The sequence below is a fragment of the Candidatus Bathyarchaeota archaeon genome (genome assembly GCA_023131225.1).
Taxonomy (GTDB): domain Archaea; phylum Thermoproteota; class Bathyarchaeia; order Bathyarchaeales; family SOJC01; genus JAGLZW01.
In genome coordinates, this window is sequence record JAGLZW010000001.1 from 1 (window position 1) to 24,625 (window position 24,625).

General features: G+C 43.4%; 21 protein-coding genes. 10 read left to right on the plus strand and 11 right to left on the minus strand.

What is annotated here, in order from left to right:
- On the minus strand, window positions 1–327 hold a 327-nt coding region (locus KAU88_00005; protein ID MCK4476899.1), incomplete at its 3' end, for a class I SAM-dependent methyltransferase.
- Between the two features lie 471 nt (window positions 328–798).
- Between KAU88_00005 and KAU88_00010 the strand changes: the two genes are divergently transcribed.
- A complete protein-coding gene (locus KAU88_00010; GenBank protein ID MCK4476900.1) occupies window positions 799–1,599 on the plus strand; it encodes a hypothetical protein in 801 nt (266 codons plus the stop codon).
- Between the two features lie 239 nt (window positions 1,600–1,838).
- On the opposite strand, the gene KAU88_00015 is transcribed toward KAU88_00010, so the two are convergent.
- Window positions 1,839–2,900, minus strand: a complete 1,062-nt coding sequence (locus KAU88_00015; GenBank protein ID MCK4476901.1) for a DUF362 domain-containing protein — start codon at window positions 2,898–2,900, stop codon at window positions 1,839–1,841.
- Between the two features lie 610 nt (window positions 2,901–3,510).
- Here KAU88_00015 and KAU88_00020 point away from each other — a divergent pair.
- Window positions 3,511–5,793 carry a hypothetical protein gene (locus KAU88_00020; GenBank protein ID MCK4476902.1) on the plus strand — a complete coding sequence of 761 codons (2,283 nt, stop codon included), beginning with the start codon at window positions 3,511–3,513 and terminating at the stop codon, window positions 5,791–5,793.
- Window positions 5,794–6,036: 243 nt separating this feature from the next.
- Here the strand turns inward: KAU88_00020 and KAU88_00025 are convergent, their stop codons facing one another.
- Window positions 6,037–6,315 (minus strand): hypothetical protein, encoded by a 279-nt coding sequence (locus KAU88_00025; protein ID MCK4476903.1) that lies wholly within the window; start codon window positions 6,313–6,315, stop codon window positions 6,037–6,039.
- 993 nt (window positions 6,316–7,308) lie between these two features.
- Between KAU88_00025 and KAU88_00030 the strand changes: the two genes are divergently transcribed.
- Both KAU88_00030 and KAU88_00035 read left to right on the plus strand, forming a co-directional pair.
- The gene (locus tag KAU88_00030) at window positions 7,309–9,066 is read left to right on the plus strand and encodes a hypothetical protein (GenBank protein ID MCK4476904.1); all 1,758 of its coding nucleotides are present in this window, start codon (window positions 7,309–7,311) and stop codon (window positions 9,064–9,066) included.
- A gap of 896 nt (window positions 9,067–9,962) precedes the next feature.
- Window positions 9,963–10,565, plus strand: a complete 603-nt coding sequence (locus tag KAU88_00035) for a CDP-alcohol phosphatidyltransferase family protein (GenBank protein MCK4476905.1) — start codon at window positions 9,963–9,965, stop codon at window positions 10,563–10,565.
- Here KAU88_00035 and KAU88_00040 read toward each other — a convergent pair.
- On the minus strand, window positions 10,562–10,852 hold the full coding sequence (locus KAU88_00040; GenBank protein ID MCK4476906.1) for a 30S ribosomal protein S26e: 291 nt from the start codon (window positions 10,850–10,852) through the stop codon (window positions 10,562–10,564). The genes KAU88_00035 and KAU88_00040 overlap by 4 nt on opposite strands.
- Window positions 10,853–10,999: 147 nt before the next feature.
- On the opposite strand from KAU88_00040, the gene KAU88_00045 reads away from it, so the two are divergent.
- The 4 genes from KAU88_00045 (at window position 11,000) to ilvE (ending at window position 15,085) form a co-directional block, all read left to right on the plus strand.
- Window positions 11,000–11,926, plus strand: coding sequence for a hypothetical protein (locus KAU88_00045; GenBank protein MCK4476907.1), 927 nt, complete (start codon window positions 11,000–11,002; stop codon window positions 11,924–11,926).
- A 13-nt stretch (window positions 11,927–11,939) separates the two neighbouring features.
- On the plus strand, window positions 11,940–12,152 hold the full coding sequence (locus tag KAU88_00050; protein ID MCK4476908.1) for a hypothetical protein: 213 nt from the start codon (window positions 11,940–11,942) through the stop codon (window positions 12,150–12,152).
- Between the two features lie 107 nt (window positions 12,153–12,259).
- Window positions 12,260–14,125 (plus strand): threonine--tRNA ligase, encoded by a 1,866-nt coding sequence (locus KAU88_00055; protein MCK4476909.1) that lies wholly within the window; start codon window positions 12,260–12,262, stop codon window positions 14,123–14,125.
- A gap of 69 nt (window positions 14,126–14,194) precedes the next feature.
- Window positions 14,195–15,085: a branched-chain-amino-acid transaminase gene (gene ilvE, locus KAU88_00060; protein MCK4476910.1), complete on the plus strand. Its 891-nt coding sequence runs from the start codon at window positions 14,195–14,197 to the stop codon at window positions 15,083–15,085.
- A gap of 21 nt (window positions 15,086–15,106) precedes the next feature.
- Here the strand turns inward: ilvE and KAU88_00065 are convergent, their stop codons facing one another.
- The 4 genes from KAU88_00065 to KAU88_00080 all read right to left on the minus strand — a co-directional run bounded on the left by KAU88_00065 (window position 15,107) and on the right by KAU88_00080 (window position 19,426).
- The gene (locus tag KAU88_00065) at window positions 15,107–16,312 is read right to left on the minus strand and encodes an aminotransferase class I/II-fold pyridoxal phosphate-dependent enzyme (protein ID MCK4476911.1); all 1,206 of its coding nucleotides are present in this window, start codon (window positions 16,310–16,312) and stop codon (window positions 15,107–15,109) included.
- A gap of 9 nt (window positions 16,313–16,321) precedes the next feature.
- Complete coding sequence (locus KAU88_00070; GenBank protein ID MCK4476912.1) at window positions 16,322–17,608, minus strand: FAD-binding oxidoreductase; 1,287 nt, start codon at window positions 17,606–17,608, stop codon at window positions 16,322–16,324.
- Between the two features lie 106 nt (window positions 17,609–17,714).
- Window positions 17,715–18,830, minus strand: a complete 1,116-nt coding sequence (locus tag KAU88_00075) for a hypothetical protein (protein ID MCK4476913.1) — start codon at window positions 18,828–18,830, stop codon at window positions 17,715–17,717.
- A gap of 119 nt (window positions 18,831–18,949) precedes the next feature.
- The gene (locus tag KAU88_00080; protein ID MCK4476914.1) at window positions 18,950–19,426 is read right to left on the minus strand and encodes a universal stress protein; all 477 of its coding nucleotides are present in this window, start codon (window positions 19,424–19,426) and stop codon (window positions 18,950–18,952) included.
- 73 nt (window positions 19,427–19,499) lie between these two features.
- Here KAU88_00080 and KAU88_00085 point away from each other — a divergent pair, with 73 nt between their 5' ends.
- Window positions 19,500–20,636 (plus strand): GH3 auxin-responsive promoter family protein, encoded by a 1,137-nt coding sequence (locus tag KAU88_00085; protein ID MCK4476915.1) that lies wholly within the window; start codon window positions 19,500–19,502, stop codon window positions 20,634–20,636.
- Here KAU88_00085 and KAU88_00090 read toward each other — a convergent pair.
- The 3 genes from KAU88_00090 to KAU88_00100 all read right to left on the minus strand — a co-directional run bounded on the left by KAU88_00090 (window position 20,633) and on the right by KAU88_00100 (window position 22,920).
- A complete protein-coding gene (locus tag KAU88_00090; GenBank protein MCK4476916.1) occupies window positions 20,633–20,995 on the minus strand; it encodes a zinc ribbon domain-containing protein in 363 nt (120 codons plus the stop codon). The genes KAU88_00085 and KAU88_00090 overlap by 4 nt on opposite strands.
- Window positions 20,996–21,132: 137 nt before the next feature.
- Window positions 21,133–22,323 carry a nicotinate phosphoribosyltransferase gene (locus KAU88_00095; protein ID MCK4476917.1) on the minus strand — a complete coding sequence of 397 codons (1,191 nt, stop codon included), beginning with the start codon at window positions 22,321–22,323 and terminating at the stop codon, window positions 21,133–21,135.
- A gap of 57 nt (window positions 22,324–22,380) precedes the next feature.
- Window positions 22,381–22,920, minus strand: a complete 540-nt coding sequence (locus tag KAU88_00100) for a hypothetical protein (GenBank protein ID MCK4476918.1) — start codon at window positions 22,918–22,920, stop codon at window positions 22,381–22,383.
- Window positions 22,921–23,420: 500 nt separating this feature from the next.
- On the opposite strand from KAU88_00100, the gene KAU88_00105 reads away from it, so the two are divergent.
- Window positions 23,421–24,620 carry a hypothetical protein gene (locus tag KAU88_00105; GenBank protein MCK4476919.1) on the plus strand — a complete coding sequence of 400 codons (1,200 nt, stop codon included), beginning with the start codon at window positions 23,421–23,423 and terminating at the stop codon, window positions 24,618–24,620.
- Window positions 24,621–24,625: the final 5 nt, after the last annotated feature.

Sequence of the window (24,625 nt, forward strand, 5' to 3'; positions counted from 1 at the left end):
AGCTAGTGCAACATCTTCTTTCGACATCATATGTATTGCATTCCAAGTGTACACAAAGCTGAATGCCTCGTCTTTGAATGGAATCTTACGCATGTCTCCTTTCAGTAAGTCCAGCTTCAGGTTGTTCTCTTTGCAAAAATTCTGAGCTTGCTTCAATGCTTCCCCCGAGATCTCAATCCCATATGTCTCAAATCCATAATCAGAGAAAATTTGAAGTGGCGGATTATTACCACCTGCACCACAATCCAGAACGGTTCTCTCTAATGGACTGTCATTACAATATCGTAGGAATTTATAGAGAGGAGTTGCCCGAATCACTTTTCTCATTTGCCATCCTAGATTCTCGATAGGCTTCATGTAGTTTTATGGCTTGTGGAAGAAAGCCAGAAGTGGGTCGGGAAAAACAATGAAGCATATGGAGATTCGCTCTTTGAAAGAAATAAACGAGAACGAAGTTGTAAAAATGTTAAAATCGGTGTGGGAAAAATGATTAGCGCGCGCAATTAACACTCCAGAATAAACCTTTACGTTTGTAAATAACTGGGTCTGGAGATATCTCCCGAAATTACCCCGCAAACTCCCCATTTTTTTCTCCTTTGGATACATTCTAGTTGTTACACGCGTGCATTTAAATAGAGATTAAGCAATCTTGATCATGGGGGAACTACAATTCCCAGACTGGGACTTTTTGGTGAAGGTAAGTTCACAGAAATTAGGGAATTAAAGAATGCGGAATACGTGATATACAAAAAAGCTGCCAATCGCCTTTTACGTTTTTCAGAGGAGCATCAACTCTTCATGATTGTGCGGTTGAACTATGAAGACTACGATAATCTAATGAAACATTACTATACAGAATACGTAAAACAACCTTCTTTAGGCTGGCCCCAGGCTGAAAGAATGGTTTTGAATATAAATAGGCATTTACTTAACCTTCTCACAACAGTTAGAACGTTTCTAGATCATTCCAGAACTAATCTAATACGACGCTATGGGAGGGCTTCCAAAAGACTGGAACGGTTTAAGGACGCCTGCTCACAGGCTTATAACAACAATTTCTCATATAGGTTCCTTTACAGTCTAAGAAATTACGCCCAACACTGTGGAATGCCAATAGGGCAATTGACGGTTCATTCGAAAGCGATGGGTCCAGATGCAAAAGATGTGAGTCATTTTTTGGCGGTAAAATTTAACCGGGATAAACTTCTTCGGGATTTCTCATGGGGAAGTCGACTGAAGAAAGAAATCAAACAACTTCCTTCCATGTTTGGAATTAACCCACACATTACTGAAATGATGGATTGTCTGGAAAGAATCAATATTAGCCTAGTTGTGGATGATCTACCTGAATTGATAGAAAGCGCGGAACTTATACAGCAGTTTGTGGCAGAAACGAAAGAACTTCTCGGTGTTCCCTGTCTTTTTGGAATAAGGGATATCATGCGCACCCAGGAAGGCAAAGTTGGAGAGATTGGGTTAGATATTGAATGGATACCTTTCCACATAGTTGATACTATAATGAATGCTAAGAAAATTATGGAAGCTTCACGACCAAAGAATCAAAAGACTCTTTTGCCTGATATGCATGGCCCCAAATAGGGATTCAAACCTTCTACCATTAAAAACGGAACACCTATAACTGTGACTAACAAAGGAAAAATGACTACTTCAATCCTTTGAATATATTGTATATTCAACGATTAATGCATGCATGCATTATAGCTTGATTCCCGCCACGTGGTTTATGAAACATATTTAAGGGCAACGTTCCGCACGGGCCTCGCTAAATGGAGATCTCCCGAATTTTTCCAGTAAGCCCTCTTTTTTATCTAACTGGACTATTCTATCCAGTAAACCCATCCGTTTGAGACCTTGGATTTTTTCAAGACTCCTTTTTTCACTCTTCGAGCAAGAGAACTAGCGATTTTGCCCTCCTTGCCTTTGGTCGAGAGCCCTTTAGCTTCTAATGCTTTGACCGCATCGTCTATTGTTCTTTTATTTGGTTGCTTGAAAAATCCCTCACGGATTAAACCTTCAAGTGCATGATACGCATGCCCACCCCAAGTTTGAGGCCCTCTGCGCTGTGCTAGTATCTTCTTTTGGGTCATTGCGGCGGATACGAATTTTTCTTTAAGGCGCTCAAAGGAAGCTCCTACGACCTTGATATTTCCAAGGTCTCCTTCTCCAAGACCCCTTTTCGCAAATTCTTGTATTACTGACATGTTCTGAGGATTAAGACCTGCAAGAGTGGCTCCAACTGTCTCTACAGCAACTGCGTCTCTCCCTACTAGCAGGGTATTCATTTGTACGGGAGCATTCCCTGCACCGCGCCAGAAGTATGTTCCGTCAAGCACGGCGAGATCTACTCCGCCTATTGCTTCATAAACATCGGCGAGGAGCGTGGGAAGAATCTTGTGATATTTTGCTTTCTTGGAAGTCGGAATGCATCCAAACAGGTTTTTAAGGATACTTCCTCTTTCAAAGGAACGCAGTATGTGTGTTCCAACCAAAATATTGGGTTTGAAAAGTATATGTGATAAATTCATTTCTTGATTCCCAAGCCTTACACTTCTAGTATCCGAGTCATCTGAGAGGTTGAAGGGAACGATTCGTTCTGTGAAGAGTTCTTTCCAGATTTGAAGCCTCTCTGTACCGGTGCCTTGATAGTTGTCAGATTCAGCTAGGAAAATCTTTGGAGCCTTATCAAAACGATTCGTAACGGCGTCAACCACGCTTACTGATGTATGGTTTCCTGCTTTGTGACTAAAAACTCCAACTTTGATAACAACAGATTTCTCAACAGTATTTAGATCATCTATTCCCCCGATCATGTCGAGAACTTGTTTTAGCGACCCCGCTGGGTCTCCATCGAACTCGATTATAGCGACTTTTGAGGTCAACGCTCTGCCCTCGCTTATATGAAGAACAGTAGTTCACAAAACCCCTTGACAAAGAAAAGCGTTTCTATCTGAACCAATTATGCGCCAACAATACAAGAATCCTCCATATGCATATGCAAAGTGGGCCGGGAGAGATTTGAACCCCCACCCATAGTGGAGACATCTACCGCAAATCCCCATTTTTTCTATGCAATAGTCTGAAACGCCAAGGTTTACACGAGAAGTCATAATTCAATTTTCAGCTTCTCTTTATAGCCAGTACACCGCCATTCTTTTTTTGGTCTTGCCCATTTGTAAAGAGCGTTGTTTTGCTTGCGGAGCTGATCGAAAAATCCTTTTTTAGGGAGTTTTCATAATGCGCACGCAGAAGGGTATTGTGAAAAACGTTGCGAGCAACATCCAGACGATAAAAAGGTTCATAGAAGAAAGTTCCAGAAATTATAAATACATCTTTGGCAGGAACATTCTCTCGGTATTGGAGAAACAATTTCCTGTAAATTATTTTTTCATCTTCAAGCCTTGACAGAAGTCAGGGAAGCGAGAAACTGCTTAGCTCGAGATGTAGGGCTAAAAGTGGCCGCCGAGAAAGGAGAAGGCAGAGGAAGGATTATTGGAAAGAATTGAGAAGTTAAGTCTTTTGATGCTGACGTTGATTCTAATGTTCTCGACGTTAGCAAATGCACCTACTGCTGTGGAAGCAGCATCACCAGAAAAAGGTCCGAGAACTGAAGATCTGGTTATCTACTACTATGGGAACGTGACGAGTGCATACGTAGCGTTGAAGGCTGGCGAAATCGACATAATTGGCTATGAGCTCACACCAGATCTGTTTGAGGATGCGATTAACGACGTCAACATCGTGTTGGCACCAGTTGCTGATTCTGGGATGTACCAGTTTGATATCAACAATAACTGCACGATTGCCACTTATCCTGGTATACGCTCGCCTACGAACTACCAGGGCTTCAGGCAAGCTTTAGCGTGGCTAACTGACAAAGAATACGTTATAGAGGAAGCGTGTGAAGGTTTTGCTGAAAGGATTGATCAGCCTATTGCAGCTCCGTATAAAGGTTGGAGAAACGAGTCGATGTGGTATCCCAACTATCCGTACGAGTATAACCCCGTCGCGGCGGCAGCCACTTTGGATGCAGAGGGATTCGTACAGGGCGAGACGCCAAACCCATACTACGATGCTGCTTTTCCAGGCTCAGCCGAGTACATAAGAATCTATCCTGCAGGCCACTCCAAGGCTGGACAGGACTTGGACGATTTGGAAGTTTGCGTGCGAACCGACGACACTCGTAGGCTTCAGGCTGGAAGGCTGACTTATCAAAACATGAGGAAACACGGTATCCCAGTGAACGCCCTCGAGGCTGACATGGCCGGTCTCTACGACAAAGTGATGGGCGCCTTTGACTACCACATGTACACCGGTGGCTGGAGTGTGGGAAGATTCCCACCAATAACTCTTCACGGTCTATACCACTCCGATTTCACGTATTCCTACGGACCGAACTACGTGACGGGCAATGGCACTCATCCTTACCTCGACACGCTTCTTGATTTTTGTCGTTATCCCGCCTCATATAACGAGGCTATCAACTACACTAAAATCGCTGCAGGATACATGACAGAAATCTGTGTGAACATCCCGTTGTTCAGCGCAAAATCATTCTGGCCTTGGAACAAGAATCTAATAGGCGTCGTTAACATGGCAGGTTCTGGACCTGAAAACAGCTACACCTTCATGAACGCCTACAAAGCAGACGGATCAGCCATCAGATTTGGACTTAAAGGTGCACCTGTAAGCATGAACATCATATACTCATACTGGTACTACGACTATCCGAACCTTGACGGGATGAACCTTTACGGCGGCATAGACGTCCCGCCATACGACCTCTCGGCCGATCAGGCTGGCTGGCTTCTGGACTGGGAAACTGGCACGTGGATTGACCCTGACAACGGCGAAACCAAGACAAAGATCACAAAATACTTAAGAGGTGATGCCTACTTTGGAGAGCCCGTTACAGGCTACCGCAAAGCCAACGTTAACGCCAGCCACTTCTTCTTCAGCGCTTGGTACATATTTCAAGGCCCATCACACTTCTGTAGTTCCACGTTCGACTCCCTTCATCACATTGACATTGTCGATACGCAACAGGTTGACATGTACTTCGACTTCTTAAGCTACTGGAACACTTACTATGCTATTGGACCCATGCTGCCAATGGACACGTGGATGCAGCAACCCACACTCGGAAGCCAGAGCACGGAAACTTTCGTTGAAGGAATCAACCTCACAACACCGGGGCCTGTCAATTTAAGCGGCAGGCCAGTGTGGATTAACTCGGTAACAGTGAACGGTACACATCTAAACATGTTCAGCGAGTACAACATTGTTGGAGGAGTATGGATTCCGTGTGACTCAAAGGGTGAACTGGAAGTTTTCGTGAACTTGACAGCCAAGGCAATAGTTGTTGTAGACTACTGGCAATATGGAGCTGGCTCCGGCTACACGCCCGGCAACTTGCCGTGGCAGACAATCTTCGAGGGTGCTGGAATGTACTATGCGATGGCGTTTACTCCGGGAATAGGTGGCAACTTAACGCTGAAGCGTAACCCTTACTACTGGATGGAGGCCCCGCCTTTAGGCGAGATCGACTTCGTCTGGAAGTGGGAGAGTGGGCCAAAGCCACGGAACGGCAGCCACAAGATCGACATTTACGACATTGTTATTGCAGCAGGAGCCTACGGCAGCCAAGGAACTGGTGTGCCAGATAGGAACTGGTTCCCAGGTGCTGACGTGGCTCCCAGCGGAGGCCAAGTAGACATCTACGACATCGTCACAATAGTCGGCAAATACGGTGAAGAATGGGGTCACACACCGTAGATTCATAAAGACATAGCACGCGCAAGACAATAGGTGCCGCGCTAGACTAGTTGCTAGCCTTCTCTTCTCCCCGTTTTAAGGTCATGCGTGCGCACGGACCAGCGCAAGCGGAAATAGCGTGGGGTGGTTACGGAAACGGACAAAAACATATGAAAACATTTATTTTCAACCTTTATGCTTCAGTTGCAACTATAACTACTACTCTTCTTCGTTAATATCAGTAACCTTGACATCCCAGTTGCGTCACATGAACCTGTTCAAAGCCCAATTACGGCCAACCTTCTTAGAAACACTCTCAGCCATATCCTTATCAAGAACCTTATTTATCCGGCGAGTCCGCCTGCTAAAATTATGAGACTTCAGAGCAGCACGTCTCCATAAAAGTTTCTGCAGCTTTTTAGGGCCCAACCCATGAGGATAAATTTCACGCAAAGCCTGCATAATCATTAAGTCACGACTATCAGCACAGACGAGACCGATGAGATAGTTAGCGTCAAAATCCATAATCCTATGCAAACCCAAACTCAACCCCCGCAACATACGCTCAATCTCTTGAAGCTCCCTTTATTCCTGTAAATTAACGTCTTAATCCACACATATCTGCCGTTTTTCTCCTCCTCAGAACGCTTTCGCGTACATTCTTTTGTACCTTTAATGGTTGCCAACGTAACGAAACCTCCACGGCATACATACTGAACATGGCAAAATGAGTGCCCAGAACCTACCCCATTTAACCCTAAATATCGCATATCTCAAGACGCGCCGAGAAAACAGCTTAGAAACACGAAACGACTGAGAAATAGCCTTCCCTGAAACAATGGAAAAAACAGGTTCGGAACACTATTTCACTTTAGCCAAATTCTCCTTATTTCCCAGTTTTTTTCACTGCGACGTATATCCTCAATGTATCTACTCCGCTTCAATTGAAAGTGCTTCCTATTGGTTTCTTTAAATCCGAAGACTCCACATGGTGCGCGTCATTGATGAGACTTTCACATTAAGCTTGGGAGACTTCCAAAAAGACAGAAGCGCACCGACCCCCCCCCCTCCCCTCCCCCCTACCCTTTTTTTTAGTCAATTAAGCCTTTACACCTGTGGCTGCACTCGCCTATTTGCATAGACTATGAAATGCCAGAAACTCCTATAGTCAATACCCAGAAACTCGGGGCGTCGTTTTAACGAGTTAATGGCCATTTACCATTAATTTTACTTATTCTATAGAAGTTATTACGTGAAAACCTTTTTATGGGCATCATCCGAATCGATCAATTTAACATTACCATTTCATTTTAGGGAGAGCTTCATTCTTGCAATGTTGTAAATTGTTACGGTCACTTAAACAGACAATTGGACAATTTGTTCAGTTATGTCATGCATGCACTTTTTAAATAAAGATTGCTGCAGTGGAGATGTCTCCCGCATCTTCCCTTTTTTTCAAAATTAAAAGAGGAAAAAATTCTCGACTGTAGTAATATATTTTAAAGTTAGTGCTGCTATTTCTTATAGGGATACCGGTTGAAGAAAAAGCTGTTTTGGCAATGGGTTGCTTTGCTGTTTTTGACGAGTGTGTTTTCGTCTGGATTCATCGTTATGGTTGTCGGAGCAGACGGAGGTGAAGAAACAACACTCTGGCATAGATATTCAAAGGATGTGCAGTTAACTCACTTCCGCCCTTCCGGGTATTCGTTAAGTACACCCATAGAGTGGAACCAAACATACGGGGGAAACCAGTCCGATCACATTCGTTCGATTGAGCAGACTAGTGACGGAGGATATATAGCAGTTGGATTCACAAGATCTTTTGGCGCGAGTAACTGGGATTTTTGGCTGATCAAAACTGGGGGGTACGGCAACGTCGAGTGGAACAAAACATATGGAGGAGCCTCAACCGATGCGGGTAGGTCTGTCCAGCAGACTAGTGATGGAGGATACATAGCGGTTGGATTGACAATGTCTGACGATCTCTGGCTGGTTAAGACAGATGCTTATGGAAATATGGAATGGAACAAAACGTACGGTGGCTCAGGGTATGACGATGGATATTCTGTTGAGCAGACCAGCGATGGAGGATACATAGTGGCTGGAGCCACGAGTTCTTACGGTGCAGGTAGTACTGATTATTGGTTGTTGAAGACTGATGTCTTTGGCGAGTTGGAGTGGAACAAAACTTATGGTGGTAATCAACCTGACGGGGCGCACGACGTTCACCAAACCAGTGATGGAGGATACATCGTGGTTGGTAGAGCAGATTCTTTTAAGACAGGAATATTCGATGGTGAGATCTGGCTGGTTAAGACGGATGAGTATGGTAACGTGTCGTGGGGTTGGCTGTCTGGCTGGCCCGACTGGGACTTCGCTGATTCTGTTGAGCAGACTAGTGACGGAGGATACATAGTGGCGGGTACGAGATTTTCTTCCTATGATACTAGATACGATTTTTGGCTGCTGAAGTTCTACCCCAACGGCACTCTGGATTGGAATAGCGTGTATGCTAGATCTGGAACATCTGAAGATGTTGCTAACAGCGTTCAGCAGACCAGTGATGGCGGGTACGTCGTTGCTGGTGGTTGGGGAGATTTTTGGCTCGTCAAAACTGACGGGGCTGGAAACGTAGAGTGGAACAAGTCCTATGGAGGAGCTGGATCGGAAACTGCGTATTCTGTGCAGCAAACCAGCGATGGAGGATACATCGCAGCCGGAGATACGACCTCTTTTGGTTTGGGTCGCGATGGCTACCCGGATGGTTGGCTAGTTAAGATTTTCCCAGCTCACGACGTTGCCGTCAACAGCGCTGAGACTTCCAAAACTGTGGTTGGACAAGGCTACCCTCTATCTATCAACGTGACAGTTGAGAACCCTGGCTTCTTCACCGAAGCCTTCAATGTCACAGTCTACGCCAACGCAACAGTCATAGGAACACAAACCGTGCAATACTTGAGTTCAAAGGCTTCAGCAACCCTAGTTTTCACGTGGAACACAACAGGCTTCGACAAAGGCAACTACACCATAAGTGCATACGTCACCCCAGTTTCTAACGAAACAATCACAACGGATAATGCCCTTCTCGCCGACAGAGAGATTTGTGTTACTATCCCCGGCGATGTTGACGCAGACCAAGATGTTGACATCTACGACATTGTTCAGTTGGCTGGAATCTACGGCACGACTGAAGAAGACCCAAAATACAATCCTAATTGTGATATTGACGGCGACGGAGATATAGACATCTACGACATAGTAGCCGCAGCCGGCTACTACGGAGAAAGCTGGTAGCCCGATCTTTCTCTGTTTTTGTGTTGATTTCCGCGACGTACTTTATGCTTATTATCCATCTGGAACAATCGTTGCACGCGGTAAACAAGTGACGCTGAGCTATGTACACTCAGAAGCCTTGAGCCAAGTTCTCGCTGCAAGGCTAGGCTTCAAAACTCTAACGCCAAAGCGAAAGCTTAGAGGGGAGGAGGGGGTCTAGGTGTTTCCTCGCAAGGAGTATATGCGCGAACAGAAACTGTTATACCATAGAATTGGTGGGCCGGGAGAGATTTGAACCCCCCCCCAGTAGAGATATCACCCGCGGCTTCCTTTTATTTGGCTATTCTCCGCAGAAATTCAAATGAGATTTATCCCCAAAACATTCAAGTTTGTCCTTTTTTCTTTAGCGCAACTAAGGTGACAATCGTGAAGAAGGCAGCCCAAATGGCACCAAAGAATATGTGATCCCGAGCTAAGAGACCCCACTAAGTTAAGGCTTTAGCGGAAAATATGTGGGGGAGATATCCAAACAACCAGCCGAAGAAAGTATGGGCTAAAACGCCTGAGAAGATACAGAGAATCAGGTCTAATTTTGATCTTGTCCTTCGGTCAACAATTATCAAACTCCACAGAGCTCAAGCCAAAAATCCATTTGCCAATGAGAAGCCAATTCCGCGCTTTGGCATTGCTATAATAATTGGCAAGAAATACCAAATTGCAAAACGTTTCTTATTGTCTTTTACATTTGCCCATACTTCTAATAGCAATGATAATGGTATAAACACCGCGAGATTTCCAAATATATGTTCATCATAGCAATGCATGAAAGTGCCGAAGGGTCAGATTTTAAATGTATTCCAAGGGAATACCACCTTTAAATAAAAGATTACTACCTTAAACACTCTTCGTGAAGCAAAATGCTAACGCGCTTAAAGAAACGAGTTCAATCCCTGCTCGCAACAACGGCAAGACTACTACATAATCTAGGTGTGACGCCGAACCAAATCAGTGCAATGGGAATTTTGTTGGCTTTTCTATCCGGGTGTTCTTACTGGGCGTGGCAGCATAACCGTCTTCTTCTCATAGTCGCACCAATTCTTTTTCTACTATCTGGACTCTGCGATGCTCTGGACGGAGTTGTCGCAAGACTTCACAGTGAAACCACGGCTTTCGGCGGTTTTCTGGATTCTTTGCTCGACCGCTACGCCGATTCATTTATTCTCGTTGCAATGATAATCAGCGGTCTATGTGAAGTTTCTTGGGGTTCCATTGCGCTTGTCGGCTCTTTACTAGTAAGCTACGTACGCGCAAGGGCGGAGGCTGCTGGAGTCAAAATGGAGACCGTTGGTTTAACGGAGCGCGCTGAACGAATACTTGTATTGACACTGGCTAGTTTTGCTGCTTTCTTCTGGCTGGGCGCACTTTATTGGAGCGTAGGAATCCTTGCGGTGTTAACAAATCTTACCGTGCTTCAACGCACAATCTACTTCTACAATAAATCCAAGCAAAAAGAAAGTTAGTATCTCTTCCGGCGGCGTTGTCTTCGCTCGTTTTTCGAACGCACTTTCACCACGCCGTGATGCACAGCACATGAGACACAGTAATGCATCGTCTTCACAGGCGCAGCGATGTAAGTGCCTTTTTGCCGTAATTCCTTAGCTAAAGCGTAATCCACTACTGAAACTCTTCGCGAAACACGCTTAGCTTTGTCACGGGGCACAAGCTCACCGCAGCTACTGCACTGCACTAACGAGCTTTTTCCTTTACTGCCTTTTGACCTTCCACGGCTTTTCCGCTTAACTGGCAAACGTTCTACGTCCTTTTTGCGGGTAGTCAATTGTAAAGGAGACTTATATACTATGCTTGCTGCCTTGGCGGGTATAGAAGTCTTTTCAAATGATTAGTATCCTGTTAAGGTCTGCGAATATTAAGTTTGATGCACTGAGGGTAGTATGTGTTTGACCTAGTTACAATCGGCCACTTTGTCATGGACCTAATAATCTCGCCGAAAATATCTCATCCAAGGGTAACTCTAGGTGGTGCAGCTACTTTTGTTTCTCTAGCAGCAAACAAACTGGATGCAAAGGTGGGCGTAGTATCTAAGGTAGGAAAAGACTTTCAAAAACAGCTTTTATGGCTTCGTAAAACTAATGTAGATTTGTCAATGGTGCAAATTGCAGAAGACGCTTCTACAACCCGTTTCATTCTCACCTACTACGATGGAAAGCGGAAACTTCAACTGAGAAATAAGGCGCCCCAAATAGTTCCAAAAGATATACCAGTTTCTTTGCATGCCAAAGCAATTCATGTCGCGCCAGTGGCAAACGAACTCTCACTGGAAGTAATTCGAAAGCTTAGAAACAGGACATCCTTGTTATCCATCGACCCTCAAGGATTCCTACGTGAATTCGACGAGGCAGGTTACATGAAAGTCAAGGGATTGAGTGATGTAAGCTTCCTCCAACACTGTGACGTCTTCAAATCGTCACTTAAAGAAATTGAGATAGTAACTGAATGTGCTAAACTTGGAACTGCAATGAAAAAGATTCGTAAATGTGGTGTGAAAATCATCTTAGTTACTATGGGCAGGAAAGGAATATTGGCGCATCTTGATGATAAATTCTATCATATTCCCGCCTGCAAACCTAAAATCCTTCAAGATCCAACTGGCGCTGGCGACGTTTTCATCGGCGCCTTTTTAGCGGAGCATATTCAAGGCAGAGAGCCTCGATGGTGTTGCTGTGTCGGTTCAGCCGCTGCATCCTTTGTTATAGAAGACGTTGGCTCTCAGCGTTTCGGTGAAAAGAAAGAGGTTTATGAGAGGGCAACTAAAATATATGAGAAGGGAATTAAGCCATTGCCACAGGACTCTATTGTTTAGAAGGTGCTTGTTGTTGGGAAGAATCGACAAAGGCGTAAAATGCAGCGTTTCAGGCTGTGACAAAGACGCGATTCGTTCTATTGCTGCAGGCAAAGTCACCGCTGCCGGGTTAAAAATCCACACTGAAAGAAGAGCGTATCTCTGCAAGGAACACTACAAAGAGTTCAAGAAAGCCACAAAGAAAGACAGAACGCTGGAGAAATGGAGGCATCAAGACTCACGTTAGTGGGCCGATCTGTTCCGAAGTCGGAAGCAACGGTCATTTTTCCACAAGCATTTTTAGAAAGGCTAATCTAATTCTAAGATTAAGCCAATTAAAGCGGGTTGATCAGTTTGCGCATACTTCAACTGCATTCAAATTACATCAAATACAAACCCATACAAAAGGAAATTGACTTAGCTGAAGAAGTAAAAGGAGAAGAGGAAAGACAGATAGAGGAGGTTGTTGTCCTTTTTACCGCTATAGAAGAGGGCGACAACGAAACCACGGCAAAACAAGCAATCAGGGAAGTACGAGATTTCCTAGGGAAACTCAAAGTCAATAAGATTCTAATCTACCCTTACGCACACCTAAGTAGCAACTTAGCAAAACCTGCATCGGCGCTCAAAGTCGTTAAAGCAATGGAAAAGTATGCAAAAGAAAATAGCATAGAAACCTTTCGCGCGCCTTTTGGCTGGAACAAACAATTCACCATCTCAGTAAAAGGGCACCCCTTAGCAGAACAATCAAGAGTAATTCTACCAGGCGAAGTAAGGAAGGAAGAGAAAGTTTCCGAGGCTCTGAAAGCCGAAGAAAAAATGAAGTCTTCTTGGTATATTCTGCAACCAGAGGGAAACATGGTACCTGTTGAAAAATTCGATTTTACAGGACATGAAAACCTTGAAAAATTTGCTAAATACGAAATCTCAAAGATGAGAGCAAGTCAACAAATGCCGCCACACGTCAAACTGATGAGAAGGCTTGAACTTGTCGACTATGAGCCTGGTAGCGACCCTGGAAACTTAAGATGGTATCCTAAGGGGCGACTAGTCAAATCCTTGATTGAACGGTTCGTCACTAACACCATCTTGAAGTACGGTGCCATGGAAGTTGAAACCCCGATTATGTACGACTTTAATCATCCCAGCCTAAGCGACTATCTGGACCGATTCCCAGCAAGACAGTACATCATAAAGTCGGAAGATAAAGACCTATTCCTCAGATTCGCTGCATGCTTCGGCCAGTTTCTCATGCTTCATGACGCTCAGTTTTCTTACCGCCAACTTCCATTACGAATCTACGAACTGACGAGATACAGTTTTAGGCGAGAGAAAAGTGGCGAAATAGCAGGACTACGACGACAACGCGCCTTCACGATGCCTGATTGCCACGCCCTCTGCTCCGACTTGGAGCAAGCAAAGAGAGAATTTGTTGTCCGCTTCGAGTTGTGCATGAAAGTCTTAGAAGGCCTTGAGCTGGGGAAAGAAGATTATGAATTGGCGATAAGGTTTACAAAGCATTTCCACGAAAAAAACGGGGATTTCATAGTTTCCTTGGCAAGACTATTTGCGAAACCAGTTTTGATTGAGATGTTGGAGGAAAAAGCATTATACTGGGTTCTAAAATGGGAATTTAACTTCGTTGACAACCAAGACAAAGCCTCCGCATTATCAACAGATCAACTTGATGTGGAAAATGCCTATAGATATGACATCACTTACATTGATGAAAAAGGTGAAAGGCAGCATCCGCTGATTCTACATTGTTCACCAAGTGGTGGGATTGAAAGATGCGTCTATGCGATGTTGGAAAAAGCGTATCGAGAACAGCAAAAAGGGGGAATCCCGATTTTTCCACTTTGGCTTTCGCCCACACAGGTCAGAATAGTACCCGTCTCAGACAAATTCACCAAAGATGCTGAAAAAATTGCTGAAGAAATTGGTAAATATGAAATAAGAGTAGATTTTGACGATCGTCCTTTGACCATGCAGAGGAAAGTTAGAGAAGCAGAAACTGAATGGGTAAACTACATAGTAGTTATTGGTCAAAGAGAAATCGACTCAGGAATTCTGCCGGTTCGGGATAGACTTGTTGGAAAAATCGTGAAAATGAGACTTCAAGAGCTGGTTGACAGTATTTTGAAAGACACAAAAGGCAAACCGTTCAAGCCAATACCCTTACCTAAAAAACTGTCCCAGCGCCCACAATTTTACGGCTAAAATCGTCCTACAAAAAGTATATCAAGCAATCACGAATACTGTAGAGATTCCAAGAGGAGAATGTTAGAAATGGAGCAGAAAGAGCTTCTTATTTACATAGATGGAAAGCACTGTCCGAAGTCAGAAGCGAAAATCTCAGTGTACGACCATGGCTTCCTTTATGGAGACGGTGTGTTTGAAGGAATACGAGCTTACAACGGCAGCGTATTCAAACTGAAAGAACACATTGACAGGCTATATTCATCCGCACACGCCATCATGTTAGAAATTTCCGTGACAAAAGAAGAAATGATCAACGCCGTGATAGAAACGCTGAAAAGAAACAAACTTACCGATGCATACATTCGTCTGGTTGTCTCCAGAGGCATAGGCGACTTAGGACTTGACCCCAGAAAATGCTCCAAACCAACAATAATAATCATCACCGACCGAATAAAACTTCACGGAGGAGAAGCTAAAGAAAAAGGCTTGACAGCCATAATTTCATGGGTCAAACGGGATCCTGTAGATGCAACAACGCATGAGATAAAATCTCTAAACTATCTAAACAGTATACTTGCCAAAATTGAAGCTAACAACGCAAACGTTGATGAAGCAATATATCTAAATAAAGAAGGTTTTGTATGCGAAGGTGTTGCAGAAAACATATTTACCGTATCCAATGATGTAATTATAACTCCGCCGACATCTACAGGTGCTCTGCGGGGAATAACGAGGAATGTTGTCATTGAAATTGCGCGAAAATTTGGATACACAGTCCTTAAGAAAGAAATTACACCTACAGATCTGTTCCTTGCAGACGAAGTGTTCTTTACAGGAACCGCGGCAGAAGTTGTTCCAGTAAAAGAGATAAACGGACGACAAATCGGGAGCGGGAAACCTGGTCCAGTCACTCGAAGGTTGATGGCAGAATATGATAAACTAGTAAGAGACCCTAAAGAAGGCGTGCCAATTCGCTGAAAAACGACAACTCAACCTTAGCTAACTACGACTCATAAATTTCTCTAGCATATTGAATGCATTTTCCAAGACCTCAATAGGCGGCAAAAACACACCCCTCACGTGCCCTATACCATACGTGTCACAAAAGCCCGAACCGTGCACAAAAAGAACACCTGTTTTTTCCAAAACGTCCAAAACAAATTCTAAATCAGTCTTCCAACGTTGTCCAATCGCATGTATTCTTGGAAAAACGTAAAAAGCCCCTTTAGGCTTTGTGCAACTGATTCCTTCAATTTCATTTAAGCGCTTCCAAGCGTAGTTTCTTCTTTTACGCAATTTCTCAACCATCTCAGTGATATGCTCTTGCGGTCCATTCAAAGCCGCCACACCTGCCTTTTGAATAGGAGTATTGGTGCACAACCTAATCCGCGATTCTTTTTTTACGCTCTCCTTCAGTGCCTCTAACTTTCTTTCAGGATCGTGGAAATAGAAGTATCCTAGCCTCCATCCAGTGGCCAAATAAGCTTTAGAAAAACCGTTCAGCCCAACGACTGGAAAATCCTTTGCAATATAGGCGGTGCTTACAAACCGGTCTTCATACACTATTCTATCATAGATTTCGTCAGACAAAACCAACAAGTCATTTTCGGCTGCTAAATCAACAATCCCTTTCACCGTGTTCTCATCATAAACAGCACCGCATGGATTGTTAGGATTTATTATGACAATACCTCTAGTCTTCCTAGAAATTTTTGCTCGTATATCTTCAACGTCAGGTTTCCACCCTTTTTCTTCCACAGTCTTGTACGATATAGGCTTTCCCTCAAAAAACTTGGCATACGATGTATACGGTGGGTAAGTTGGACCAGGCACCAGAATTTCGTCGCCTCTGTCTATTATCGCTGCCATAATCATGAATATGCCTTCGGAAACGCCTGTGGTGACTATGACGCTTTCAGGCGAAATGTCTATGTTGTTAACACGTTTTTCTTTTTTACAAATTGCCTCTCTTAACTCTAAGAGCCCCTCTGATGGACCATACCAGTTTGCCCCAGCTTTCACTGCCTCAAACAAAGCCAGTTTAATGTGTCTGGGTGTGTCAAAGTCGAACTTCACGGGGTCGCCTATATTGAGGTAGGTTATTTTTTTTCCTGTTTTTTCAATTTTTTTGGCGAACTCTGTGACGTCTCTAATCGCATATTTGATTGTGCTTACTCTTTCCGTGACTTTAAATGGTGTTGTCAAGTTGCTCACCTAGATAATGAGTTTTTCCGGTTCTACATTACGTTTTGCAATGCCAAGGTCATCTACTTTGAATTCCTTGTTTCCAAAAAGGTTTGCGTGTTCTTCACCCATGTACAAAGCTGCAGCGATTCTGCCTAGAGCGTCACCTTTCATGTTTCCACTTCCGCTACAACTTCCGACCACCAACAAATCGTTTTCTTCGAAAATAACAGGTTGTCCATCAATGGTGTTAAGCGCATATTGACCTGCCCAAGAGCCATAAGGTTGAGCTCCCAAAAACTGAGGGAAATATTTTGTGACTACCTGATATATCCCATAGCGGTAGAAGTTTTCTTCAGGTTGCGGGTCATCTTCTAATTTGAAAGCCCGTGGAAAGTGGTCGCCATAGCTTAGCCAGAAAGCGTTTTCCTCTAAAGCTGGTTTTATGTAGACTGCAGGTCCTGGCAAGATTGTGAAAGGCATACAGTTTTCTGCATTGAAGCCTTCCACATTTAATAGTTGTCTTAATGCTGTTGTTGATGCTTGTACAGAAAAAAGTTGACGCTTTATAGGTTCCATCGGCGCGTAAACTCCAATTTGATGAAGCAGTGTGTTTGCCCATACGCCGGCAGCAATAATTGTTTTCTTAGCTTTAATTGTGCCTTTGTTAGTGTTGACTCCAGCGGCTCTTGATTTTTGCCAGAAAAAGGGTTCGTCCGGCATGCCTAATGGCTCTTCCGGGTCTACTAGTACCTTCTCTGCTATTGTGTTGTATTGAATTTCTCCGCCGAGTTTTTTGAACTCTGCTTCGTAAAACTGAACTAACAAGTCTATGTCGATCGATCCTGCCTTGGGAACAAATACTCCTTTTTCCACATCTGCCAATCTCATCATTTGTGCTTCCTCATCCTTTGCTACTTCTGTTCTGAGATTAAGCCGTTTCGTCAAATCTTCTTTTTCATACACTTCATATTCAAGACCGCTTTCCGCCATCGATTTGAGAACAGGCTCTATTATTCTGTAATGTTCTTTTGAAAATAGCCACAAATAGCCAGCCCATCTCAACCTCAAATCTACCCCTAGTTGGGTTTGAACGTGCTTAAAGAATTCAACTGTGGTGTCCACCAGAGTGAGGTTTGTGTGAGAATAGAAGAAACATCTAAACATGGCAGCGCTCTTGGCCGTATTTCCTTGGCCGGCTGTACTCATCTTGTCTATGACTAGAATTCTGTCGTTGGGTCGTTGTTTTTTCACGTGATAAGCGGTTGCCAGTCCAATTATCCCTGCGCCTACAATAACAGCGTCATATTCTGTCATGCAGCTTCATCTCAATTGAGGATTTGATTAGAAGCTATCAGTAGGTAGGAGGTTAAAGATTAACGCTTCGCTAGGCTCGTGTTCAGAAATTAGGATGCTGTCAAATTTAGGGTTCTTCTCCAGTTGGGAACGTTTCAAGTTTATGTATGTAGAACCCTTGCGTTGTATAAACTGTTATTTTTACTTCTTGACCTTTGAATGCCTCCCAATTCCACAGGCATTGAAGTGTAACGTTCTCGCTGGGCATAAGTCCTTTAATTGCATCTCCCGTTATCGTCACGTTCTCGTAGACTTGGGTTCCATTTGTAAGTGTTATTCTGCTGATATTGATAAAATGTGGCGATGACGGCAAATTATAGACTGTTACGTTAAATTCGCTGGTGTAAGATGCATTAGAAGCTACGTCGGTGATGTTAAGTGATACGGCAGGTGGTAATGTGGCTGTTTTGTAAACAGCTGAATAATTTTGCAGGGTTTGAGCGGTAATCGTGTGAGAAGCGCCAAGGGCGCCTTTTTTCCACAGGTTCCAGTTACATATAAATGTCTTGTTTTGTCCAGGCTGAAGTTGTTGTGGAAGCGTGGCGCTTTCATCCTTTACTGTTATGTTCTGAGATGGAATGTTGACAGAATCAAACAGTATCTTTGTTACGTTTAATGGTATCTTAGAGTCTGCAGAATTCAGGATGGTAATGTTGAAACGCTCCACAGTTACAGTGGTGTCAAATTCTGCTTCAATAATTTCCAACTCTACTTTACCCGTTTTATATGGAAATGTTGCGCCCGACCCATCTTGTAGGAATACAATCACATGAACAGTTTGTCCCGCAAATTCCCCCCACGTTTCACTACACCTGAAAGATATGGTTCCACCTTTCACAAGAGGGTAGGGAATTAGTGGGTCTATGGAAAATGCTGGAACGTTGTAAATTGTTTCCACGTTATTAGTAGTAGCAACTAGAGCGACGCTAGTTACGTTCGCATCACCTTTTGAGTAGGATGGATTTAAAACCGTCACGTCGAAATACGTGCTGTTCTCAATGGGGAACGTAACGTTTGTGATTGTTATTGTAGTGATGTCTTCAGGGGTCTTGTATCCTTGCTGCACGTAGTACCCCACAGTCCACAGGTATGATAAAACAGCGCCTGTTATCCCAGACGATAGGAGCAAAATTAATAGAGAGAGTGTTGAAATACCCTTTGTGCTTCTTAACATAGCGTACATGTTTTATTCCTCGCCTTGAACGTAATGTTTACTCTGATTTGTGAAGGGAGTAAATAAGTATTCGGTTGAAGAATGAAGCATTTTTCAAGCCGTATTCGTGTTTCTTTGTTCCTCTGGAATTATCTCACTATTAGTACGGGGCATGGTGCGTATGTTACTACTCCGCTGGCTACGCTTCCTAGAAGAAATTTTTTGATTCCGGTTCTGCCTTTAGTTCCCATAACAATAAGGTCGCAGCCTTCTTTGTTGGCGATTTCTGTTATTGCGTGAACAATTGACATGTGATTTTCGATGATTTTTGTCTCAACTGTGACTCCTACTTTCTTTGCCATTTTCTCTACTTTTTTTAGATATTCTTCTACCATCTTTCTTTTTTCTCTGGAGATTGTTATCGGAATAGGAGTTACTGTGTGGGCTGGCGCAACTTCTATAGGGGTAGGCGCAAAAGCATAAGCGGGTAAGTGCATCACATGAACAGCGATAAGCTCCGCTTTTCTTCTTTTAGCTATATCAATCGCATATTCGGCAGCTTTCTCTGACGGCTTTGAACCGTCAACGGGAACCAAAATCTTGTTAATCGACACGTTAGCTGACATTTTTGCTTCGCTACCTCTTTTGTGAACTTTTAACTTAAACTTTATGAGGAAAAGCAGACTATCTTCTTCAACAATGTTTCCCTCAGCATCCTCAGGCGATTTCTTACGCGCTTTAGTTGATCCGTGGTATCAAGCCCTCCAAAATCCAATGGAAGCCCAAAACCAAGCTTTGCAAAATCTAATTATACACTACAAAAAAACCGAATATGGCAAGCAACACTCCATAGATGAAGTTAAAAGCATAGCTGATTTTCAGCAGAGTTTTCCTAAACTCAACTATAGAAAACTGCAACCATATTTGAAAGAGGTAAAGGAAGGCAACCATTCTGCTATACTTTCTGAGCCTCCAGTCTGCTGGGTTATGACGCGAGGTTCCACAGGCGTCTCAAAGACCCTTCCAGCTACAAAGACTCATCTTGAACAAATATTTTCATGCGGAGCAAGAGCTTTAATTAACCACGTACTGAGAAAAAACGACTTCACTATGCTAACCGGAAAGATTCTCAATCTCAACTTTCCCTCCACCGTAACCACCATGGAGACAAAAGGGAAAACAGTAACGTACGGCTACAGCTCAGGCACCTATGCCAAACTGAACCCCATGCTCAACCAAATAAGCTTACTGCCAAAACAGGAAGAGATTGACGTGCTGGGTCCAGGTATAACTAAGTCAGATTGGAAAAGACGATTTGAGCTTGTGTACCAGAGGGCGTTGTCCCAGAATGTCACTGCTGCAATGGGCGTTACACCAGTTATCTTGTCTTTCGCTAAATACATTGTGAAGAAACACAAGAAAAAGCCGAATGAATTATGGCGGCTTAAGGCACTCTTTTGTACAAGCGTGAGGAAAATTCAGTTCAAATATGCACCTAGATTGAAATCTTACTACGGCGAAGCTCCCATCGTAGAAATGTACACTGCCACCGAAGGCGTGTATGGTCAACAACTTGACGACCTTCCTTACATTAGTCCCAATTATGACAAATACTTATTTGAGGTTGAAACTAGGAGCGGAATTAAGATGCTTCACGAACTTAAAAGAGGCGAATGGGGGAGACTGATTGTTTCGTCTTGTCTTTTTCCACGGTATGACATAGGTGACATGGTTGAAGCCATGGGAAAAAATTATTTTCGGATCTTTGGTAGAGCAACCGCTTTAACCATTCTGGAGCACAGGTTGTATCGGCTTTTATGCGGATGGTTTCTCTAAGGGCGTGGATTTCTTCCAGACGCCTTAGCCGCTCCATAGACTGCAAAAATGATGATTATTACGCCAACTATTACTAGGAAAAACGCTCCACGCCATGGATCAGGCAGGTCGAGGAAAGTTGTTATCAGAGATGTTGCTCCGATGACTAGTAAGATTAAGCCGCCGATTAGAGCCCAGAAACGGCTTGTCTCCTCCTTTTCGTGTTTTTCAGCTTTTTCTTCCTTTTCATGTTTTTCATGTTTCTCGTATTTTTCATAAGCCTCTCTGGGAGCTGCTTCAGCCTTAAGTGAAGCTCCACATTTCGGGCAATACTTCATTTCTTCGGGAACTTCATTTCCACATTTCGGACAGTATGGCAAACTGTTTCACCATATTTCAACTATTCTGTTAGGTTGACATTGAATATAAGCGTTAAAGCTCCGATCTGTTGGTAGCAAGCTGATAAACATTTATTTTGCTTCTTCTCGAAAAACTACGGTTGCGCGCGCTTAGCGACTTATTCAAGAGAAAGTTTTTCCAACTGCTTTAATACGTATTTGCGAATTTCTTTTGGCTTAGGCAACTTTGCCACCACATTCCCGTTTTTGACTAATGGTTTCAACATTCGCACTGTTTTGCCTCGACACTTTGGACATTTTGGTCGATGTTCATTACAGGATAAAACTACATCGACTAGGCATTTTGGGCATCGCCACACCTCCTTCATCCCTCCAAGCTTACCTCGCTTTGCACATAACTTTCCATCTATCTCAACTATATCCATAGCGAAGTTTACAGTAGGTGAATTACTCACATGTGTGCCTATACCAAACGCATCTGCACCAGCCTCGCTTAGTTGTCGGACTGATTCTTCGTTCAAACCTCCAGAAACTAAAATTTGGACATGTTTGCAACCGCGAATGTTCAGTTCCCATCGTACCTCTCGCACAATTTCTGCGAAATTACCTTTACGAGAGGATGGTGTGTCAAGTCGTACTGCCTTTAATTTTTTCAAAGCCTTTACAGCCATAATTGCTTCCATCTTTTCATCCGAGTATGTATCTACCAAGGCAACGCGAGGCACATCTTCTTTAACTACGCTGTCAAAAGCTTTCCATGCTTTAATCTGGTCGCCCATAACTATGATGAGGGCGTGGGGCATAGTTCCCACGGGTTCGGTCTCTACTGCCTTGGCACCCGTCAGACAGCTAACGGCGTCAAATCCACCAATGAACGCTGCACGGTCTATCATTGGTGAAAGAGACGGGTGCATGCGACGGATACCAAAAGAAATAAGACGTTTGTTTTTAGCAACTTTTCTTGTTCTTGCTGCTCGAGTAGCTATTCCAGAGGCTTGACAAATAAGGCCTAGAAGAGGAGTTTCGTAGAGACAAAAGTCTCCATAAGAACCTTCAATTCGTATAACAGGCTCGCGGAAACCTTGGTGATCAGCAGCATAGAAAACGGTTCCTTCAGACATCGAATAGATATTAACGGGGATACCTTTGAACAAATGGGCTAATTCTTCGATGCCGCACAGAATGCCCCAAGGCCAATTTTCTGGAAGGCTACCGGAAGTAACTTCCGCTATCACACGGGTTTTTTCCCTACCTTTAGCTTCTAGAATCTGTTTTGTGCGGACAAAGTAGATGTCCGTGGTTTCTGCTCGTTTAATTTCTTCGTCGGAAGCAACATGAAAAAGACGCATCTGAATTCTCTCCACAGCTCTTGCTTCAATGAAGTATAGCGATGTTTATTTAAAGATTCAAGCATTGCTTACGAATAGAAGTAGCTGAATGAATCCAACCTCAATTACTGCAGCTACAAAAAATAAAAAATAAATTATTACAAGAGCTCTTATGGTCATGCTTCTGCTTAATGTTTTACGTATTGTTAAATAAATTCCATACCCTTCAAGTATGCCATTGGGCAGACTCAGCAGAACAAACATAGCTAAATTACCCAGAGCTACGGTGCCAAAAACAATCATGCTGGCTCTAAAAATGCTCAAAAGAATAATCATAAGAGTGAACATTAAAGCAAAAGGGCGGGGATGCTGAAGCACAACATAGTCATACTTTTTCGGCTTGAAAAAAGAAAGAACTAGTTCGACGTAGAAAGTCATAGCAAGCAGAATAAGAGAGACCACCAAAACATTGTGGATAAAGACCACTAACACAGCAATTGGAGGATTAGCGAACAAGTTTCCAGAATATTCAAAGAAAGCCCTATTTTCAACATATGCCAACGCTAAAAAAATCAGCAAAGTGACGCCAAGTAACAACGTTCTCTCTTTCGAAGCCATCGTAAGAGCCACGTGCCCCACATGTTCCCGAGTAAGTGAATAAAAGCGTTGCTTAGCTTTTCAATTCATGTCAAGTCTCAAACAACACTGTTCCACCAGAAGCGTATAGAGGACCTAGATCGAGACATTGAATGTAGCCCCACATTCTCTTCGTCATTCGTCAAGCCCAACTCATTGAAGCTCTTTCCTCCATTCAGCGCAACAAGCACGGATAGCATTGAACCCAACGCATGAATGCACAAAGCATCTATCTCGTCCAAGATACTTCTGGTTCATTAAAAAACTATTCTATCCCAACTTTGAATATAGGGCATTTTCCACGAATTTCCTTGACTTTGAACCAAAAAGGGTCTTTCAACATGTTTCATAGATGCCTCCCCACCTTGTTGCATCTAAACTTAACTGCTTAAGGCCAATTTTCTCTACAAGATAGTAAACACTTAAGAAAGACCTTTATATAAGTGGATAAAGCTCTGCAGAGAAAGGAGTTAATATTTGTCATGAAAACAAAATGCCCGGCTATAATCAGCGTGGGCAGGACCGAGTTTGGAGAACATTATGAAAGAGAGCCTGAAAATCTAGTTGAAGAAGCTGGACTGGCAGCTTTAGACTCTGCGAAAATTGAGCGTGAAGATGTTGACGCGTGCCACTATGCAGATTATTTTCTTCCTATAACCAACAAGTTCGGGCTTGAAGAAGGCTTTCTATCTGAACTTTTAGAGTTAAATGTCCCCATGGAAATCACGCGGTCCTTCAGCTCCGCCCTCGCGAATGCTTGCAACGCCGTTTTGGCCGGGAAGTATGAGCTTATGCTTGTAGGTGGAATGGAAAAAATGACAGACCGGTGGGACAAGATTAGAGATGACCTCATGCTTCTAGAAGATCCGTGGAGCTATTATGCTGGATGTACTCCAGAGGCGAATCATGAGCTTATGCTCAGGGCATATATTAAAAAATATGGGGTTGCTGGTGAGCAACTTGACATTTTGAAGGAGGCGTTAGCTAACTTCTCAGTAAGAAATCACCATGCGGCCATGAAAAACAAGTACGCTCAGTTTCACAGGGAGATCTCCGTAGATGCAGTTATGAAAGCAAGAACCAAGGCAAGAAGACCTCTAGGCTTGTTCGATTTTGCGCCAATATCTGATGGCGCCTCAGCTCTAATACTAACAAATTCAGAACTTGCTGAATCTTATACTAGCAAACCAGTTTACATTCTAGGTTACTCTCTAGCCACAGATTATATTACCTTCCCTTCGCGGAACGACTTGACTGGTTTTTTGTCCACTAGACTTGCAATGAAGGACATCCTTAGGACATCGGATATCGAATTGACCGACATTTCGATTTTAGAACTTTACGATCAATCTACGATGATGGGGATGGTGTCTTTAGAGGATTTAGGGTTCTGCGAGAGGGGTAAGGCGTGGATAGACATTTACAAAAGTTGTAAAGAGAATGAAGACTATTACGAGCTTAATGGTAAGAGACTATTTGTGAACGTGAATGGTGGGCTTAAGGCCGATGGAAATCCTTTGGGCGCCACAGGTGGTGCAGAGATTTTCGAAGTATTTCAACAGTTAAGACATGAGGCTGGTGAAAGGCAGGTAAAAGCAGATGATGAACTCAGATGCGGTTGTGTTCACGAGTTGGAAGGTTTTGGAACCAAAGCATATATCTACATTCTAGGAAAGAACTGACATGA

Coding starts and splice junctions, on each gene's coding strand:
- KAU88_00070 (MCK4476912.1), bottom strand. CDS start 17,608: ATGACAGAATATGACGCTGTTATTGTAGGCGCAGGGATAATTGGACTG.
- KAU88_00075 (MCK4476913.1), bottom strand. CDS start 18,830: ATGTACGCTATGTTAAGAAGCACAAAGGGTATTTCAACACTCTCTCTA.
- KAU88_00010 (MCK4476900.1), top strand. CDS start 799: ATGATTGTGCGGTTGAACTATGAAGACTACGATAATCTAATGAAACAT.
- KAU88_00080 (MCK4476914.1), bottom strand. CDS start 19,426: ATGTCAGCTAACGTGTCGATTAACAAGATTTTGGTTCCCGTTGACGGT.
- KAU88_00105 (MCK4476919.1), top strand. CDS start 23,421: ATGAAAACAAAATGCCCGGCTATAATCAGCGTGGGCAGGACCGAGTTT.
- KAU88_00035 (MCK4476905.1), top strand. CDS start 9,963: ATGCTAACGCGCTTAAAGAAACGAGTTCAATCCCTGCTCGCAACAACG.
- KAU88_00085 (MCK4476915.1), top strand. CDS start 19,500: ATGTTTCCCTCAGCATCCTCAGGCGATTTCTTACGCGCTTTAGTTGAT.
- ilvE (MCK4476910.1), top strand. CDS start 14,195: ATGGAGCAGAAAGAGCTTCTTATTTACATAGATGGAAAGCACTGTCCG.
- KAU88_00100 (MCK4476918.1), bottom strand. CDS start 22,920: ATGGCTTCGAAAGAGAGAACGTTGTTACTTGGCGTCACTTTGCTGATT.
- KAU88_00095 (MCK4476917.1), bottom strand. CDS start 22,323: ATGCGTCTTTTTCATGTTGCTTCCGACGAAGAAATTAAACGAGCAGAA.